The sequence below is a fragment of the Veillonella seminalis genome (assembly GCF_003992065.1).
Lineage (GTDB): Bacteria > Bacillota > Negativicutes > Veillonellales > Veillonellaceae > Veillonella_A > Veillonella_A seminalis.
This window is the reverse complement of the sequence record NZ_RQUZ01000005.1, coordinates 20,369-36,455: the sequence shown is the minus strand read 5'-3', so window position 1 is coordinate 36,455 and position 16,087 is coordinate 20,369. Positions and strand designations below refer to the sequence as shown.

17 protein-coding genes are annotated in these 16,087 nt (G+C 42.9%); 1 reads left to right on the top strand and 16 read right to left on the bottom strand.

Annotated elements, in window-relative coordinates; all coding sequences use genetic code 11:
- Positions 1-13 precede the first annotated feature (13 nt).
- The 4 genes from EO126_RS04300 to polA all read right to left on the bottom strand — a co-directional run bounded on the left by EO126_RS04300 (position 14) and on the right by polA (position 4,877).
- On the bottom strand, positions 14-586 hold the full coding sequence (locus EO126_RS04300) for a lytic transglycosylase domain-containing protein (RefSeq protein WP_006556885.1): 573 nt from the start codon (positions 584-586) through the stop codon (positions 14-16).
- On the bottom strand, positions 583-1,197 hold the full coding sequence (gene coaE / locus EO126_RS04295) for a dephospho-CoA kinase (protein ID WP_006556886.1): 615 nt from the start codon (positions 1,195-1,197) through the stop codon (positions 583-585). The genes EO126_RS04300 and coaE overlap by 4 nt, the downstream gene beginning before the upstream one ends.
- A 135-nt stretch (positions 1,198-1,332) precedes the next feature.
- On the bottom strand, positions 1,333-2,157 hold the full coding sequence (gene mutM / locus EO126_RS04290; protein WP_006556887.1) for a bifunctional DNA-formamidopyrimidine glycosylase/DNA-(apurinic or apyrimidinic site) lyase: 825 nt from the start codon (positions 2,155-2,157) through the stop codon (positions 1,333-1,335).
- Positions 2,158-2,234: 77 nt separating this feature from the next.
- On the bottom strand, positions 2,235-4,877 hold the full coding sequence (gene polA, locus EO126_RS04285) for a DNA polymerase I (RefSeq protein ID WP_006556888.1): 2,643 nt from the start codon (positions 4,875-4,877) through the stop codon (positions 2,235-2,237).
- Between the two features lie 196 nt (positions 4,878-5,073).
- Between polA and rpsT the strand changes: the two genes are divergently transcribed.
- Positions 5,074-5,334: a 30S ribosomal protein S20 gene (gene rpsT / locus EO126_RS04280; RefSeq protein WP_006556889.1), complete on the top strand. Its 261-nt coding sequence runs from the start codon at positions 5,074-5,076 to the stop codon at positions 5,332-5,334.
- 299 nt (positions 5,335-5,633) lie between these two features.
- Here rpsT and EO126_RS04275 read toward each other — a convergent pair whose 3' ends face one another.
- The 12 genes from EO126_RS04275 to EO126_RS04220 all read right to left on the bottom strand — a co-directional run bounded on the left by EO126_RS04275 (position 5,634) and on the right by EO126_RS04220 (position 15,977).
- Positions 5,634-5,936, bottom strand: coding sequence for a hypothetical protein (locus tag EO126_RS04275; RefSeq protein ID WP_006556890.1), 303 nt, complete (start codon positions 5,934-5,936; stop codon positions 5,634-5,636).
- Entirely contained in the window at positions 5,936-7,111 is a 1,176-nt protein-coding gene (locus tag EO126_RS04270) for a phosphopentomutase (protein ID WP_006556891.1), read from the bottom strand. The genes EO126_RS04275 and EO126_RS04270 overlap by 1 nt, the downstream gene beginning before the upstream one ends.
- Before the next feature lie 41 nt (positions 7,112-7,152).
- Positions 7,153-7,686, bottom strand: a complete 534-nt coding sequence (locus tag EO126_RS04265; protein ID WP_006556892.1) for an NUDIX domain-containing protein — start codon at positions 7,684-7,686, stop codon at positions 7,153-7,155.
- 150 nt (positions 7,687-7,836) lie between these two features.
- The gene (dut, locus tag EO126_RS04260) at positions 7,837-8,286 is read right to left on the bottom strand and encodes a dUTP diphosphatase (RefSeq protein WP_006556893.1); all 450 of its coding nucleotides are present in this window, start codon (positions 8,284-8,286) and stop codon (positions 7,837-7,839) included.
- Between the two features lie 26 nt (positions 8,287-8,312).
- The gene (locus EO126_RS04255; RefSeq protein WP_006556894.1) at positions 8,313-10,382 is read right to left on the bottom strand and encodes a polyribonucleotide nucleotidyltransferase; all 2,070 of its coding nucleotides are present in this window, start codon (positions 10,380-10,382) and stop codon (positions 8,313-8,315) included.
- Positions 10,383-10,537: 155 nt separating this feature from the next.
- Positions 10,538-10,804 (bottom strand): 30S ribosomal protein S15, encoded by a 267-nt coding sequence (gene rpsO / locus EO126_RS04250; RefSeq protein ID WP_006556895.1) that lies wholly within the window; start codon positions 10,802-10,804, stop codon positions 10,538-10,540.
- A 178-nt stretch (positions 10,805-10,982) separates the two neighbouring features.
- Complete coding sequence (locus EO126_RS04245; protein ID WP_006556896.1) at positions 10,983-11,774, bottom strand: ABC transporter ATP-binding protein; 792 nt, start codon at positions 11,772-11,774, stop codon at positions 10,983-10,985.
- A 13-nt stretch (positions 11,775-11,787) separates the two neighbouring features.
- Positions 11,788-12,657 carry an ABC transporter permease gene (locus tag EO126_RS04240; RefSeq protein ID WP_127007736.1) on the bottom strand — a complete coding sequence of 290 codons (870 nt, stop codon included), beginning with the start codon at positions 12,655-12,657 and terminating at the stop codon, positions 11,788-11,790.
- Between the two features lie 57 nt (positions 12,658-12,714).
- The gene (locus EO126_RS04235) at positions 12,715-13,701 is read right to left on the bottom strand and encodes an ABC transporter substrate-binding protein (RefSeq protein WP_006556898.1); all 987 of its coding nucleotides are present in this window, start codon (positions 13,699-13,701) and stop codon (positions 12,715-12,717) included.
- 148 nt (positions 13,702-13,849) lie between these two features.
- Complete coding sequence (locus EO126_RS04230; RefSeq protein WP_006556899.1) at positions 13,850-14,218, bottom strand: arsenate reductase family protein; 369 nt, start codon at positions 14,216-14,218, stop codon at positions 13,850-13,852.
- Positions 14,218-14,580: a hypothetical protein gene (locus EO126_RS04225; RefSeq protein ID WP_006556900.1), complete on the bottom strand. Its 363-nt coding sequence runs from the start codon at positions 14,578-14,580 to the stop codon at positions 14,218-14,220. Before EO126_RS04225 ends, EO126_RS04230 begins: the two co-directional genes overlap by 1 nt.
- Positions 14,580-15,977 carry an aminopeptidase gene (locus tag EO126_RS04220; RefSeq protein ID WP_006556901.1) on the bottom strand — a complete coding sequence of 466 codons (1,398 nt, stop codon included), beginning with the start codon at positions 15,975-15,977 and terminating at the stop codon, positions 14,580-14,582. The genes EO126_RS04225 and EO126_RS04220 overlap by 1 nt, the downstream gene beginning before the upstream one ends.
- Positions 15,978-16,087: the final 110 nt, after the last annotated feature.

Below are 16,087 nucleotides of genomic sequence, written 5' to 3'. Positions count from 1 at the left end.
ATCAATCTCAACGCTATTGTTGTGCGGCATCCCCGGCATACAGCGATTCATATTTTTCTTGATTTTTTAAAACAGCCGTCACATATTCACGAGTCTCGGCAAACGGGATATCTTCAATATTGTCGAAATCATCGCCCCAACCGTATTGCGTCATCCATTCTTCCACATGACCGCGTCCCGCATTATAAGCGGCTAAGGCCAACACTTTATTACCCTTAAATTCATTCAATAAATACGCCAAATACCAGGTACCCAATTTAATATTTGTGTCCGGTTCTTTTATATCATTATCGGTCAGCTTAGGCTCATTCATTTGTTCCGCAATCCAATGCGCCGTTTCCGGCATGAGTTGCATCAGCCCCAAAGCTCCCGGCGCCGATTCCGCATGTTCATTGAATTTGCTTTCCGCCAAAATAACACCGGCTACCAAGGAGTAAGGCACTTTATTTGCTTGAGCCGCTGCGTATACGGTAGCGCTATGTTCTAAAGGATACGCATAGGTACGGGCTAAGTACGGTTCACCTACGGCAAAATAATACCACCCCAAAATAATCATACACCATGCTAAGAATGTAGATCCCTTCATACATCCTCCTTAGTAAATACATGTCCCTTTGCCTGCCAAAGATGATTTAACTGCGTCTCCAAATCAGCCAAAGTTCCATTATTATCAATCACAACCTGACTGTGCTTCCGCTTCTCTGTCAACGGCATTTGACTGGCAATACGGGCTTTCGCTTCTTCCACGGTATAGCCGTTACGTTCACACAAACGGATCGTCTGCACCGATTCTTCAATAGCGACCAGCCACACTTCGTCCATTTCCTTATGCCAACCGGTTTCAATCAGCAAAGGAATATCATAAATAACCGCCTTATAGCCTTCATCGGCAAAATTATGAGCCAATTCATCAATACGCTGTTTAATGTAACTGTGTAGAATCTCATTCGTCCGTTTACGTTTGGCTTCATCGTTAAAAATTATACTGCCTAATTTAGGACGATCAAGTATTCCTTCCTGCGTAATAATTTCATCGCCGAATTCAGCAGCCAAAGCCGCCAGACCCGGTGTCCCCGGCTCTACAACTTCACGGGCTACTATATCCGCATCAATAATGGGTGCTCCTTTATCCCGAAGCCAATTGGACACTGTGCTTTTACCGGACGCAATCCCCCCGGTTAAACCAATCTTATACATCGTTACTCCCGATAATATGAAATAAAACTCTCAATGTAAATTAAAGTTAAGTTAAGTATACTTAACGCTAATGTTCATAAAAGAATTCAGTCGACTGGACGTCAATCTGAAAAAAATAAGTCAGTGTTACAAATCTTAATGTTGGCAATGACCGCAAAACACGGTATGTCTGCCTCGCAAGGTCATATCCTGCAATGTCTGTTTACAGCGAACACAGGGTTTACCGCCACGACCGTATACCAATAAATGGTCTTGGTTCTGCCCTTTGCCGCCGGCTCCGTTTTTATAATCACGGAAACTCGTGCCACCATTGGCCAAACTTTCACGCAATACTTTACGCAGCGTACGGTGTAAGGCTTTCGTCTCTGCTTCAGTCAATGAATCAGCCGGTCTCGTTGGCATAATATGAGCCAAAAACAAAGCTTCATCGGCGTAAATATTGCCGATACCCGCCACATATTTCTGACTTAATAAAAACGGTTTTATGGGCATGCCGCTCCGGCGTGTCAACTCATATAGTTTACCACTTGTAAACGCATGACTCAACGGTTCTACCCCCATATTAAGATATGCTTTTAAATCAATAGCCTTGGGCGATTCAAAAACATATAAAGCACCAAGAGTACGAACATCACCGTATGACAGCATGGTACCGTCCGTAAAATGGAACAGAATACGGTCAAAGCGCTCTACTTCATCGCTTGCCCGATAAATTAATCGCCCTGTCAGCTTCAAATGAATAATCAGCTGTAATGTTGAATTTTGCCAGGTAATGATTAAATACTTACCGCGCCGCTTTACTGCTTCGATAGTCTGTCCGGTAATCAGCGTTTCCGCCACATCTGCCGGACAATTACGCCACATACGCGGCAATAAAGAGTCAACCGAAGCAACAGTTTTGCCGGCCGCCTGTTCATGGATATATTCTTTTATCAATTCCACTTCCGGTAATTCCGGCATGCATGTCACCTCTTAACTTCTATACTATATAAACGTTTAAGCACATGATTTGGCTCCGATTTTGTTAGAATTGGCTATTATTTTACATCAGCCCAATTCGTAGCACTATGTACATCAACAATAAGCGGTACCTTTAATTCTACGACACTGTCCATAATATCTGCCAACAATTTCATAACCGAAGCTTCTTCTTCTTTGACAACTTCCAACACCAATTCGTCATGCACCTGCAATAAGAGGCGTGACTTAAAGCCGTCTGCTTCCAAGCGCTGTTCTACCTGATTCATGGCTAATTTGATAATATCCGCCGCACTGCCCTGAATCGGTGTATTCATAGCCGTACGTTCCGCAAAAGAACGACGATTAAAATTGCGACTGTTAATATCCGGCAACGAACGAACACGACCGAACATAGTGCGAACCATACCGGTTTCGTGAGCTTCCGCCACCATATTATCCATATATTCTTTAACTTTAGGATAACGATGGAAATATAATTCAATATAATCTTTTGCTTCGCCCCGTGTAATGCCTAAATCACGGGATAAGCCGAAATCACTGATGCCGTAAATGATGCCGAAGTTAACGGCTTTAGCATGAGAACGTTCAGTTGGCGTAACATCTTCAATAGATTTACCGAGCACTTCAGCGGCCGTAAAGCGGTGAATATCTTCGCCGTCCATAAAGGCTTTAATAAGAGCCGGGTCTTCCGATAAGTGAGCCAAAATACGAAGTTCAATTTGCGAATAGTCGGCACTCACCAAAGTGTCATACCCTTCACCCGGTAGGAATAAAGCCCTGATCTCACGACCTTTTTCGGTGCGAACCGGAATATTCTGAAGGTTCGGATCGGAACTGCTGAGTCGGCCCGTTGCCGTTACCATTTGATTGAACGTACTGTGAATACGATCTGTTTTTCCATCAATTAACGGTTTTAATCCTTCCAAATATGTGGAAATCAATTTTACTACCGTGCGATATTTCAAAATGAGTTCAATAATCGGATGATCGTTACGAAGCATATCCAATACTTCCGCATTAGTCGAATAACCTGTTTTCGTTTTTTTCAAAACAGGTAAATTTAATTTTTCAAAGAGAATAACGCCTAACTGTTTCGGCGAGTTGATATTAAACTCTTCACCGGCTGCTTCATAAATGGCATCGCGCAATTCATCAGCTTCAGCCCGGAAGCGAGTCTGTGTTTTTTCTAAAGCCGCTTTATCAATATAAATACCGTTCTTTTCCATAACCAGCAAGGTATGAACAAGCGGCAATTCAATCGTTTTATACAAATCCCAAAGGCCGTTGTCCTTGAGTACCTCTTGAGCCGTCGCTTGCATAGTAATCAAGGCTTGAGCCGTAGTGGCAAATTCATGAGCATCACCGGTTGCCGGTACCGACGGGGCGCTAAAGCGTTCACTTAAATAAGATATACCGTAATTTGTACGGGTAGGATCAGCCAAATACGCCATCAAAGTTAAATCCCAAATTCTAGGTTCCCCGTTAGCCGTAAATAATGGCATATCACCCGGTTTGTCCCGGCCGGTAACTTCCAATAAAAGCTTACTGTCTTCTGTAGCAATCGTCGCAGCTTCATTCAGCATTGACGGCAATAATTCATCAACATTAGCATGACCGCCATCCAAGCGAACCACAGTTTCACCGTTAGCTACAAACAACTCATCAATAGTACGGAACGGATGAGCTCCACCGGCTCTTACAACGATACCTAAATCTTTATTTTTATAGAAAGCAGGTGTAACAGCTTCTACACCGGCTATTTCTAATTTAGCTGCTGTCGGTGACTCGGCAAAATCGGCAAATAATGAATCACTGTCCACCGGTGTCGGTGCCGTAATCCCCATAGCCTTAATGAGTCGCGGCGTTACACTGTGAAAGCCTAAACGATCAAAAAGCGGCACAATTTCCGTTTCATGAGCCGATGTTACAAAATCCGTTGCTTTATAATCTAAGTCCATATCGGTTTTAATGGTTGCCAATGTGCGTGACAAAAAGGCCAAGTCTTTATTATCGACCAATTTTTCTTTTAATTTACCTTTAATGGAGTCAATATTATCGTATACACCTTCCAAAGTTCCGTATTCATTAAGTAACTTGAGCGCCGTTTTTTCACCAACGCCCGGTACGCCCGGAATATTATCCGAGCTATCACCCATGAGGGCCTTCATATCAATAACCTGTTCAGGGCCGTAACCGTATTCGTCCGCCATATTGTCCGGGCGGACTTCAAGCATATCACTGATACCTTTTTTCGTTAAATACACTGTACTGTGTTCATCAACGAGCTGTAAGCTGTCTCGATCACCGGTAATGATATAAACGGCCGTATCTTTGTTGCCCAGTTTTTTACTTAAAGAGCCGATAATATCGTCCCCTTCGTAACCTTCTTCTTCGATTACGGTAATACCGAGAGCCTCCAACACTTCGCGAATAAGACCGAACTGAGGGCGTAAATCATCCGGTGCATTCGGGCGATTACCTTTATAATCGGCATACAATTCAGTACGGAATGTTTCTTTACCTTTATCAAAAGCAACTGCCACATAATCAGGCTGAAGATCATTATATAATTTAACAAGCATCGTCAAAAAACCGTACACTGCATTAGTGGGCACACCAAGGGCATTGCTGAGCGGCGGTAACGCAAAAAAAGCACGGTACAACAAACTGCTGCCATCTATGATCATTAACTTTTTCATAAAACACCTCTTTACCATCCATTACGAATTTCATATTTTATGCTATAATATATAGCCTAAACTACTGTTTAATATGTCTGAACCTATTATATCATAAATATAAGTCAAAACTAATCTTTATAAGGTATTGCACAACAATACGCACTATGCTATAATTATTCAGGTATATTATTGTAATCATAAGGAGGTGACTCAATTGCCAAATATCAAATCCAGTATTAGAAGCGTAAAAACGGACGCTGAACGTCGTGCGAAAAACTCCGCTGTGAAATCTCAAATTCGTACAGCTACACGCAAAACGGTTGAAGCTGTAGAAGCAGGCGCAGTAGAAGATGCTAAAAAAGCACTTGTTCAAGCTACTAGCGTAATTGATAAAGCGGCCTCCAAAGGCGTTCTTCATAAAAACACAGCAGCCCGCAAGAAATCTAACTTAACGGCTAAAGTAAACGCCCTTTAATCTAAGGCTTAAAAGCGTTGTAACCTAGTTACGGCGCTTTTTTTATGTCTAAAAACTCTCCTCCCCCTCATTAGAAACGAAGCGCCACACTCTTTAGCAGAGAAAAACTATCTCAAAGAGTAAAGCTGCAACCGTAGTTTATACTAGCGTTATAAAGTCAAAAAAATTCTCCCCAATCGTAGGGTCTTTTTGCGAATGCAAAACCAAGCCTGCGATGGGGAGAAATTTTTTTACTTTTGAGATAGTTTTAACAGCTTATATTTGAAATAGTCTTCGCCTATAGAGTGGGCTCTTCGTTTCTATTTAAGATCTCCATGCATGATAGTGCGGAATAAATTCAATGCTACGGCCACCGGCTTTCCTTCATCCAAAGCAGTCGTAGCCTGACCGATTGCGCGACGAAAGGTTTCGTAGGTTTCTTCCGTGCCGGATTTTTCTATCGCATCGATATCCATTTCCATGATGTATTTAAATAAGGCATGGATTTCATCACTGCCCATCCCTTGTTCCTGCGCCACGGCAGTCTGTCTTTTAGCCCAATAATAACGGGCTTTTTCAACCGGATCCGTTGGAACCGGACGTTTTGCATGTGTACAACTCATTATCTATTCTCCTTTAATATTTCTAAGAAACTTGTGCCTACATCGCCTTTAAAGCCGAAATTATCCAGTATAGTTTGCCCCACATCGGCAAAAGTATCACGATTGCCCAAAGCTACCGACTTATTTAAGCCTTGCCAATACCCCAATAACGGTACGAGTTCCCGAGTATGATCCGTACCTGTCCAAGTCGGATCGTTACCATGGTCTGCCGTAATTAGCAATAAATCATCATTGGTCAATAAATCCAAGAAACCGCCAAGCTGATAGTCGAAATCTTCCAAAGCACGTTTATAACCCGGCACATTACGGCGATGACCGTACATACTGTCAAATTCAACAAGGTTAATCATCATGAGTCCTTCTTTAAAGGTGCCTCCCATAAGCCTTGCTGCCTCGTTCATACCGTGACTGTTCGACTTAGTCGGATAGGATTCACTGATACCGACACGAGCATAAATATCACCGATTTTACCCACACCGATAGTTTGCAAATTATGTTGCTGTAAAATTTCCCAATACAAAGTTTTTTCAGGCATACGACTGTAATCATGGCGATTGGCTGTCCGTTTAAAATGCCCTAATTCGCCCACAAAAGGTCGGGCAATGATGCGGCCTACATAATAATCGCCGATACAGACTTTTTCACGGGTAATCTTACAAATACGATATAATTCTTCAAGCGGAATCACATCTTCGTGGGCGGCAATCTGGAATACGGAATCAGCCGAAGTATATACAATCGGTTTACCCGTTTTCATATGTTCTTCGCCCAAACGTTCAATAATTTCCGTACCGGATGCCACTTCATTACCTAAATAACCATAGCCTGTTTCACGGGTAAAGGCATCCATCACTTCTTTTGGAAAACCGTCATAAAATGTGGGAAACGGCACATCTACAGGATGACCGAGAAGCTCCCAATGACCGCTCGTAGTATCTTTACCCCGGCTGATTTCATGGAGACGCCCATATAAGCCGGTTACCGGTTCGTCATCCCCTTTAATATCCGCAATATTGGCAAGCCCCAACCGTTTTAAATTAGGACAACGCAAAGTTCCGCCGGCCGATTCAATATGTCCGACTGTATTAGCGCCTTCATCGCCAAAGGCAGCCGCATCTGTCGCATGACCGATACCTACACTGTCCATGACTAATAATATAACTCGTTTAAACATAATACGCCTCTATTCTCTCAATTGAGATTGAAACAGAACTCCTATTTCAAATACGGCATTGCCAATGCCAATGCTGCCAATGTTTTGGCATCTTTGATTTCTTCCTTACGGATAGCGTCCATCAACTCTTCAAAGGTATAGTATTCGAGTTCCACATATTCATCATCATCCCAGTTGGTTTCACCTTTGCTGAGACCTTTAGCTACATAAAGATGAATCAATTCATTACAGAAACCGGGACTTGTAGCAATGGTCCCCAAAGGAATCCATTCCGATGCTTTATAGCCTGTTTCTTCTTCCAATTCGCGTTTGGCACAGTGCAAAGGATCTTCGGCACCATCCAATTTACCGGCCGGAATTTCCAATAAACCGCGGTCTAAAGCGTAGCGAAACTGACGTTCCATAACGATACATCCTTTATCGTCGATAACTACAATCGCACTCGCACCGGGATGGTGCACGACTTCACGCCAGGCTTCCTTGCCGTTTACATCGGCTACGTCAAAAGTTACTTTAATCAAGCGACCATCAAATTTCATTTCCGATGATACTTGTTTTTCTCTGTGCAAACTCATATGTCTTCTCCTATCTGATTGACTTTTTCATTGAAATACATTCTCTATTTATTGTATCACACTACACCTAAAGGTAAAGCGTGAACAAAAAACTCCATGACAACTGCACTCAACAAACTTTGAGTGCAGCGTCATGGAGTTTTTAATTACCTAATTATTACCGGTACTGCCGATACCGCCGGTACGAATACCGGTTGCATCGTCATCAGTGGCGATTAAATATTTAGAGAAAATGCCCTGTGCCACACGTTCACCCTTTTCAAGCTGAACTTCTTCTTTGCCCATATTAATGAGCGCAATCAGAATATGACCTTCATTTTCTTCATTATTATAATAATCACTGTCAATAATGCCGGTACTATTCACGAGCATAAGGTGCCGTTTAATAGCCATGCTGGAACGAATATGAATTGCCAAATATTCATCGTAATTCATAAACGCTTTGAGGCCTGTAGCCACCAACTTCATTTCGCCGGGCGCAATTGTTACGGCTTCCGCACATTCAATATCGTAGCCCGCGCTTTCCGTTGTTTTCCGTCTTGGTAAAGCTATATCTTTATCTTCAAACTGTGATACAACTTCAAATCCACGTATATCCATCTAACGACTCCTCTTTCAAGTGATAGTTATTTCAAGCAATCTTTGCGGGACAAGTTGATACGGCCTTGTTTATCAATTTCGATAACTTTAACCATAATTTCGTCGCCCACATTAACAACATCTTCAACATTTTCAACACGTTCTTTAGCTAATTTGGAAATATGTACCAAACCTTCTTTACCCGGTAATACTTCAACAAAAGCGCCAAAGTTCATGAGACGGGTTACTTTACCGAGGTAAACTTCGCCCACTTCAACTTCTTTAGTTAAGTTGGTAATAATTTCAATCGCTTTATTGGCCGCAGCTTCTTCTACAGCAGCGATAAAGATAGTACCATCATCTTCAATATCGATTTTAGCACCGGTTTCTTCAATGATACCGCGAATTACTTTACCGCCTTGACCGATTACGTCACGAATCTTGTCAGGGTCGATGTTCATGGTAATGATGCGCGGAGCCCATGGGGACATGTTGTCGCGTGGAGCATCAATAACGGCAAGCATTTTGCCCATAATGTGCATACGGCCTTTATGAGCCTGTTCCAACGCCTCTTTTAAGATTTCACGGGATAAACCGGAAATTTTAATATCCATCTGAATAGCGGTAACACCTTTAGCAGTACCGGCTACTTTGAAGTCCATATCGCCCAAAGCATCTTCCATGCCTTGAATATCAGTTAAAATCGTGTAATGTTCACCTTGAGTTACAAGACCCATAGCGATACCGGCTACCGGTGCTTTAATAGGCACACCGGCGTCCATTAAGGACAAGGTACTGCCGCAAACACTGGCCATGGAGCTGGAACCGTTGGATTCCAATACTTCGGATACCAAACGCATAGCATATGGGAATTCTTCTTCACTTGGTAAAACGGCTAATAAAGCGCGTTCAGCCAAAGCACCGTGACCGATTTCACGACGTCCCGGACCGCGGGAGGAACGAGCTTCCCCTACGGAGTAGGATGGGAAATTGTAGTGGTGAATATAACGTTTTTCAGTTTCAATACCGATACCGTCGATAGTCTGTTTTTCAGACAATGGAGCTAATGTACAGATATTGAGCACCTGAGTTTGACCACGAGTGAATAAACCGGAACCGTGAGTGCGCGGTAATACGCCTACACGTACGCTGATTGGACGAACTTCATCCAACTGACGGCCGTCCGGACGAATTTTTTCAACAGTAATCATATGACGAACGATTTCTTTCGTCATTTTTTCGAGCGCCATATTTACATCATCCATGTTATCAGGATAGATTTCTTCAAAATGAACGCGTGTATCGGCATATACTTCATCCTGCTGAGCATCGCGTTGTTGTTTATCGGCACAACGTACAGCTTTGTCGAGTGCATCATGAGCATATTCTTTAACAGCTGCCAAAACGTCTTCATCCAAAGTATGAGTTGGCAATACACGCTTTTCTTTGCCGGCTACGGCTACCATTTCTTCTTGGAAAGAAACAATGCGTTTAATTTCTTCGTGAGCCGTCATAATAGCATCCAAAAGTACATCTTCCGCTACTTCTTGAGCGCCGCCTTCTACCATCAAGATAGCATCTTTGGTGCCGGCTACCACAACATTTAAATCAGTAGCTTCAAGCTGAGCTACCGTCGGGTTAATTACAAAAGAACCGTTTACACGGCCGATACGCACACCGGCGATAGGACCTGCCCAAGGAATATCAGACAAAGCTAATGCTGCGGACGCACCAATCATACCGCAAATTTCAGGTGCATTATCCTGATCTACGGACAATACGGTAGCACAAACATGTACTTCATTACGGCAACCTTTGTCGAACAACGGACGAATCGGACGGTCAATCAAACGGCTGTGCAAAATAGCTGTTTCCGGCGGACGACCTTCACGTTTTACGAAGCCACCCGGAATACGGCCTACTGCATACATTTTTTCTTCATAATCTACGGTCAATGGGAAGAAGTCAATATCTTTGGCTTCTTTGGATGCCGTAGCCGTTACCAATACAACCGTATCACCATAACGTACTAAGGCAGCACCGCCTGCTTGTTTTGCCAATTCCCCTGTTTCAATAGTTAGGGTACGACCGGCAAGGTCCATTTGGAATTGTTCCATTCCGATTCCTCCTCTGAGTTACTCTTCTACAATTTTTACATTCTCTCTTATTGTAAAGGATTATCTCATAAAATAAAAGTCTTTTATTAGTTATTATATAAAAAAAGCGGCCAAGGCCGCTTTTTAAGTTACGCAAATTGACGCGCGAAACGAAATTATTTACGTAAGTTTAATTTTTCAAGAATTGCACGGTAACGTTCAATATCTTTACGACGAAGGTAGTCAAGCATGTTACGGCGTTGACCAACCAATTTCAAAAGACCACGACGGGAGTGATGATCCTTTTTGTGTTCTTTCAAATGTTCAGTAAGGTATACGATACGGTTAGTTAAAATCGCGATTTGAACTTCCGGAGATCCGGTGTCGCCTTCATGAACAGCAAATTCTTTGATAATAGCTTGTTTAGCTTCTGTAGTTAACATTATTATGTCCTCCTATACTACGAAAAAATCTCGTCAAGCCAAAGTAAACGTTGGAGATTCGAATACTTCGCTTGCGTTAACAGTGCGTATATCACTTTAATGAGTATACTATAAGCACCTGCAATTGTAAAGGGGGATTTACAAAAATCCCCCTTCTATCCTTGCTTATTAAATTGTCTTACGACCCCAACATCATGCGGTCGCTGACAGCATCACCGGCTACTTCAAAGCGTTCCAATAAATCTTGAACCGTTAATTTCTTCTTTTCTTCACCGCGTACATCAAAAATAATTTGACCGTTATTCATCATAATCAAACGATTGCCGAAACGCAATGCGTCACGCATATTATGGGTAATCATGAGCGTTGTCAAATTATGCTCTTTAACGAGTTTATCCGTCAAATTTAACACGTTTTCAGCCGTCTTAGGATCAAGTGCCGCCGTATGTTCATCGAGCAGTAAAAGCTCAGGGCGAAGCATGGTCGCCATTAAAAGTGTAATGGACTGACGTTGACCGCCGCTCAATAAGCCCATACGAGCCGTTAAGCGATCTTCAAGGCCCAAACCTAAAAGCGATAAACGTTCACGGAATAATTCCCGTTCTTTCGGCACGAACGCCCATTTAAGACCCATGCGCTTACCGCGGCGCAAGGCTAAGAGCAAGTTTTCTTCAATCTGCATATTCCCCGCCGTGCCAAGCATCGGATCTTGGAACACGCGGCCGATGAAAGCAGCCCGTTTATATTCCGGCATTTTCGTAATATCCGTATCATTAATGTGAATCGAACCGGAGTCGATAGGAAAAACACCGGCAATGGAATTCAATAAGGTACTTTTACCGGCCCCATTGCCGCCGATAACGGTAGCAAAATCACCGGATTCCAAGCGCAAATCAACGCCGTGAAGAGCTACTTTTTCATTGACTGTACCTTTAAAGAATGTTTTTACAATCTGTTTCACTTCTAACATAGGTAAGCCCTCCTTAGCGACTCTGCCATTTAGCCTTCAATGTCGGCAAGGACAAGGCGATGGCAACCAATACGGCCGTAAATAATTTCAAATCATTTGGCGGCATACCTAAGTATAATACGACGGCAATTACGATACGGTACACAACCGAACCGAGCACAACAGCCGTTAAATTTTGTACGAATGAACGGGTACCGAAGAGAACTTCACCAATAATAACCGACGCCAAACCGATAACGATGGTACCTACGCCCATGCCCACATCGGCATAACCGTTCCCCTGCGCTACGAGTGCCCCCGCAACTGCTACAAAAGCGTTAGATAAAAGTAAACCGAGTACAATCATGGTATCCGTATTGACGCCCTGCGCACGAATCATTTGCGGATTCACGCCGGTCGCACGAATGGCGGCCCCAATTTCCGTTCCGAAGAACCAGAATAAGAAAACACAAGCCAAAACGGCAACTACAAGGCCCACAATAGCCAAAGCCCAGGTGGCTGAAATATTCATTGTTTCCAGGTACGTATATACCGTGTTCATGCGCAATAAAGAAACATTCGCTTTCCCCATAACATGAAGATTCACCGAATATAAAGCAATCATGGTTAAAATACCGGCTAATAAAGCAGGAATTTTTAACTTAGTATGTACCCAACCGGTAACCACACCGGCGAGCATGCCGCCCACGGCAGCCGCTAAGATTGATACAATCGGATTCACGCCGGCTACAATCAGCGTAACGGAAATGGCGGCTCCCAAAGGGAAACTACCTTCAACGGTCAAATCGGCAATATCCAACACGCGGAACGTAATAAATACGCCGATGGCCAATAGGGACCATAAGAGGCCTTGGCCCAAAGTAGAAATAATCAGGTTTTCCATGTGTTCCTCCATCAATAAAAAGAAAAAGGCCGAAGCCCTTTTCTTTTGTGTATTAGGTTATTTACCGGCTTCTTGCAAAACATCGGCCGGAATTGTAATGCCTAAACGATTGGCAACGTCTTGGTTGACAACCAATTTAAATTCTTTTTGACTTTCAATCGGCATATCGCTGATTTTAGCTTCACCGGAAAGGATTTTAGCACCCATTACACCGGTTTGGAAGCCCAATTGGTAGTAATCAACGGAGTAAGTAGCTAAACCACCCATTTTTACTACATTGTCTTCGCCCGGGAATACCGGAATTTTAGCGGCATCGGTAATCTTAACCAAATTAGGCATAGCCGATACAACTACATTATCGGTTGGCAGGTAAATTGCCTGAACACCTTGCGTTACCAAGTTCTGAGCTACCTGCTGAATGTCATTCACATTTTGAACCGTCATTTCCACAACTTCAAGGCCTTTTTCCTTAGCATGTGCTTTCATGCGCGCTGCCTGCAATTGGGAATTAACTTCGCTGGCACTGTAAATAAGGCCGATTTTCTTGGCATTCGGTAAAATACGAGTGATTAAGTCCACTTGTTTTTCTACCGGATTCATATCGGTTGTACCGCTCACATTTGTGCCCGGCTTTTCATTACTTTGTACCAATTTAGCCTGTACATAATCTGTAATAGCTGTGCCTAAAATCGGAATATCTTTGGTTGCATTCGCCATAGCCTGAGCAGCCGGCGTTGCGATAGCCAATACCAAATCATCTCTATCTGCTACAAAACGCTGGGCAATACTGTTCAAATTCGACTGATCCGCCTGCGCATTCTGCTGATCGATTTTTACATTATCTTTAAACCCTTTGGACGCCAAACCGTCAACAAAACCTTTGTTGGCCGCATCAAGCGCCGGATGTTCAACAAGTTGAATCACCCCTACTTTGTACGTCTTATTCGCACCGCTACCATTACTACTGTCACTGCCGCAGCCGGCCAATAAACCTACAGCCATCAAAGCTGCTGCCGCTGCCACTACTACACGTTTCTTCCACATGATTAAATGCTCCCTTCTACCATTCTACACATATCCAGCTACACGGGATATTGCAATCATTATAGCCTGTTTCTTTGCCTAATTCAATAGGAAAATGAAAGAAATTTCATCAAACAAGTCCATAAATCCTTGCAACCAATTTTATCTGTTATTTCAAATAGCCTTTACGTTTAAGTGCCGCTTCCCATTCTGCTTCTTTAAAACCTACCAGCACTTCATCATCAAGAATTAATAAAGGACGTTTTACAAGCATACCGTTCGTAGCGAGTAAAGCCAATTTTTCTTCATCACTCATGGCCGGTAATTTATCTTTAATATTTTCACTGCGATAAACCTGACCGGATGTATTGAAAAACGCCTTAACATCTTTACCGCTCTTCGGCTGCCAGAGACCAAGTTCTTCAGCCGTCGGATTTTCTTCCTTAATATTACGATCGTCAAAGCTGATGTTATGACTTTCTAAATATTTTTTAGCCTTCTTACAAGTTGTGCAAGTCGGATATTGTACCAATAACATTAGTTTTCGTCCTCCTTTGCAAGCTGATCCAGCATTTCATGGGTTAAGCTGTTGGCCGCCAAAATATAATCTTCCAATTTACCGCGACCGATGGCTACTTTCATGACAGGAATTTCAAACGGATCAAGTAACACCGTCATGAGAATTTCGCCGGTTTTATAATAACCTACCACGCCTTGTCCTTCTTCTGGATCCAAGGTTTCACGTTTAACGGTTTGACAATATTTAGCCATTACAGCCTCTGCAGCCGTCGCACATTCTTCACGGTCCTTCAAATACTGCTGTGCCTGATCTTCTTCAATATCAAAAATATCAATACGCACCGTTGGTTTACTGGTCTTACCTTGACTGATATTACCCATTATAGACCGCTTTCTGCACTATCGGCTTTTAAAAAGGCTACATAACATTTCTTAGCTTCATAAACATCGGCTTTGCTCGTTACTTCCCAAGGCGCATGCATGCTGAGCACTGCCACACCGCAGTCAATAACATTCATGCCGTATAACGCCATGATGTACGCAATGGTACCGCCGCCGCCAAGGTCAACCTTACCGAGTTCGGCCGTCTGGAAATTAACCTTATTGTCGTCCATAATACGACGAATAAAGCCCATATATTCCGCATTGGCATCATTGGAACCGGATTTACCGCGGGCACCGGTGAATTTATTAAATACTACACCTTTACCGAGGAAAGCAGCATTTTTAGCTTCAAAAGCGGATGCATACAATGGATCAAAACCCGCACTTACATCGGAAGACAACATGCGGCTTCGTTCTAAAGTACGACGCACGGCTAACGGCGATTTTTCACCGGCCATGGCCAAGAGCTCTGCTACCATGTTTTCAAACCAACGGGATTGCATACCCGTAGCACCTACGGAACCGATTTCTTCTTTATCTACCAACAAAGTACAAGTCGTGCGTTTTACTTTGTCCACTTCAAGCATAGCGGCTAAAGAGGTGTAAGCACAAACGCGGTCGTCCTGACCGTATGCTAAAATCATGCTGCGGTCAAAACCCATTTCACGAGCACGACCGGCCGGTACGATTTCAAGTTCAGCCGACAATAAATCTTCTTCGGTGAAACCATATTCTTTTTCAAAAATATCATTCAAGAATTTTGTTACGCCTTCTTTGAGTTCACCCTTAACAGGTTGACTGCCGATGAGCAAATCAAGGTTTTCACCTTCAATAACTTTAGCGGCTTTTTTCTCCATTTGTTCCTGCCCCAAATGTGGCAATAAGTCGGTCACGCAGAATACCGGATCGGTGTCTTTTTCACCGATGGAAAGCGTCACCTTAGTGCCGTCTTTTTTAACAATTACGCCGTGTAAAGCAAGTGGCATAGCCACCCACTGGTACTTTTTGATACCGCCGTAATAATGTGTGTCAAAAAAGGCCAAATTTTTATCTTCATAGAACGGATTCTGTTTTACATCAAGACGTGGTGAATCAATATGCGCACCTAAAATATTAAAGCCCTGTTCCAATGAATCCGTACCGATATTAAATAAAGCGATGATTTTATTCATATGTACGGCATATACTTTATCGCCTGCTTTAATCGGCTGACCTGCTGTGAGCAAATCTTTTAAATTTTTATAGCCTACGGCTTCCGCTTTAGCAATTGTCTGTTCAATGCATTCGCGTTCCGTTTTACCGTTATCCAAAAAGTCACGATAGTCTTTACATAAAGCTTCCATAGCCTGTGTATCGGCATCAGTATATTCATGCCAAGCATATTTACGTTCCATAATATCATCCTTCCTACTTTAAATTATTAACGCTTATAGACAAGCCCTTTGTCCCGCCTATAAGCACTTATAAGCTGATTATATTATACATCAACTGATAAAAATCTACA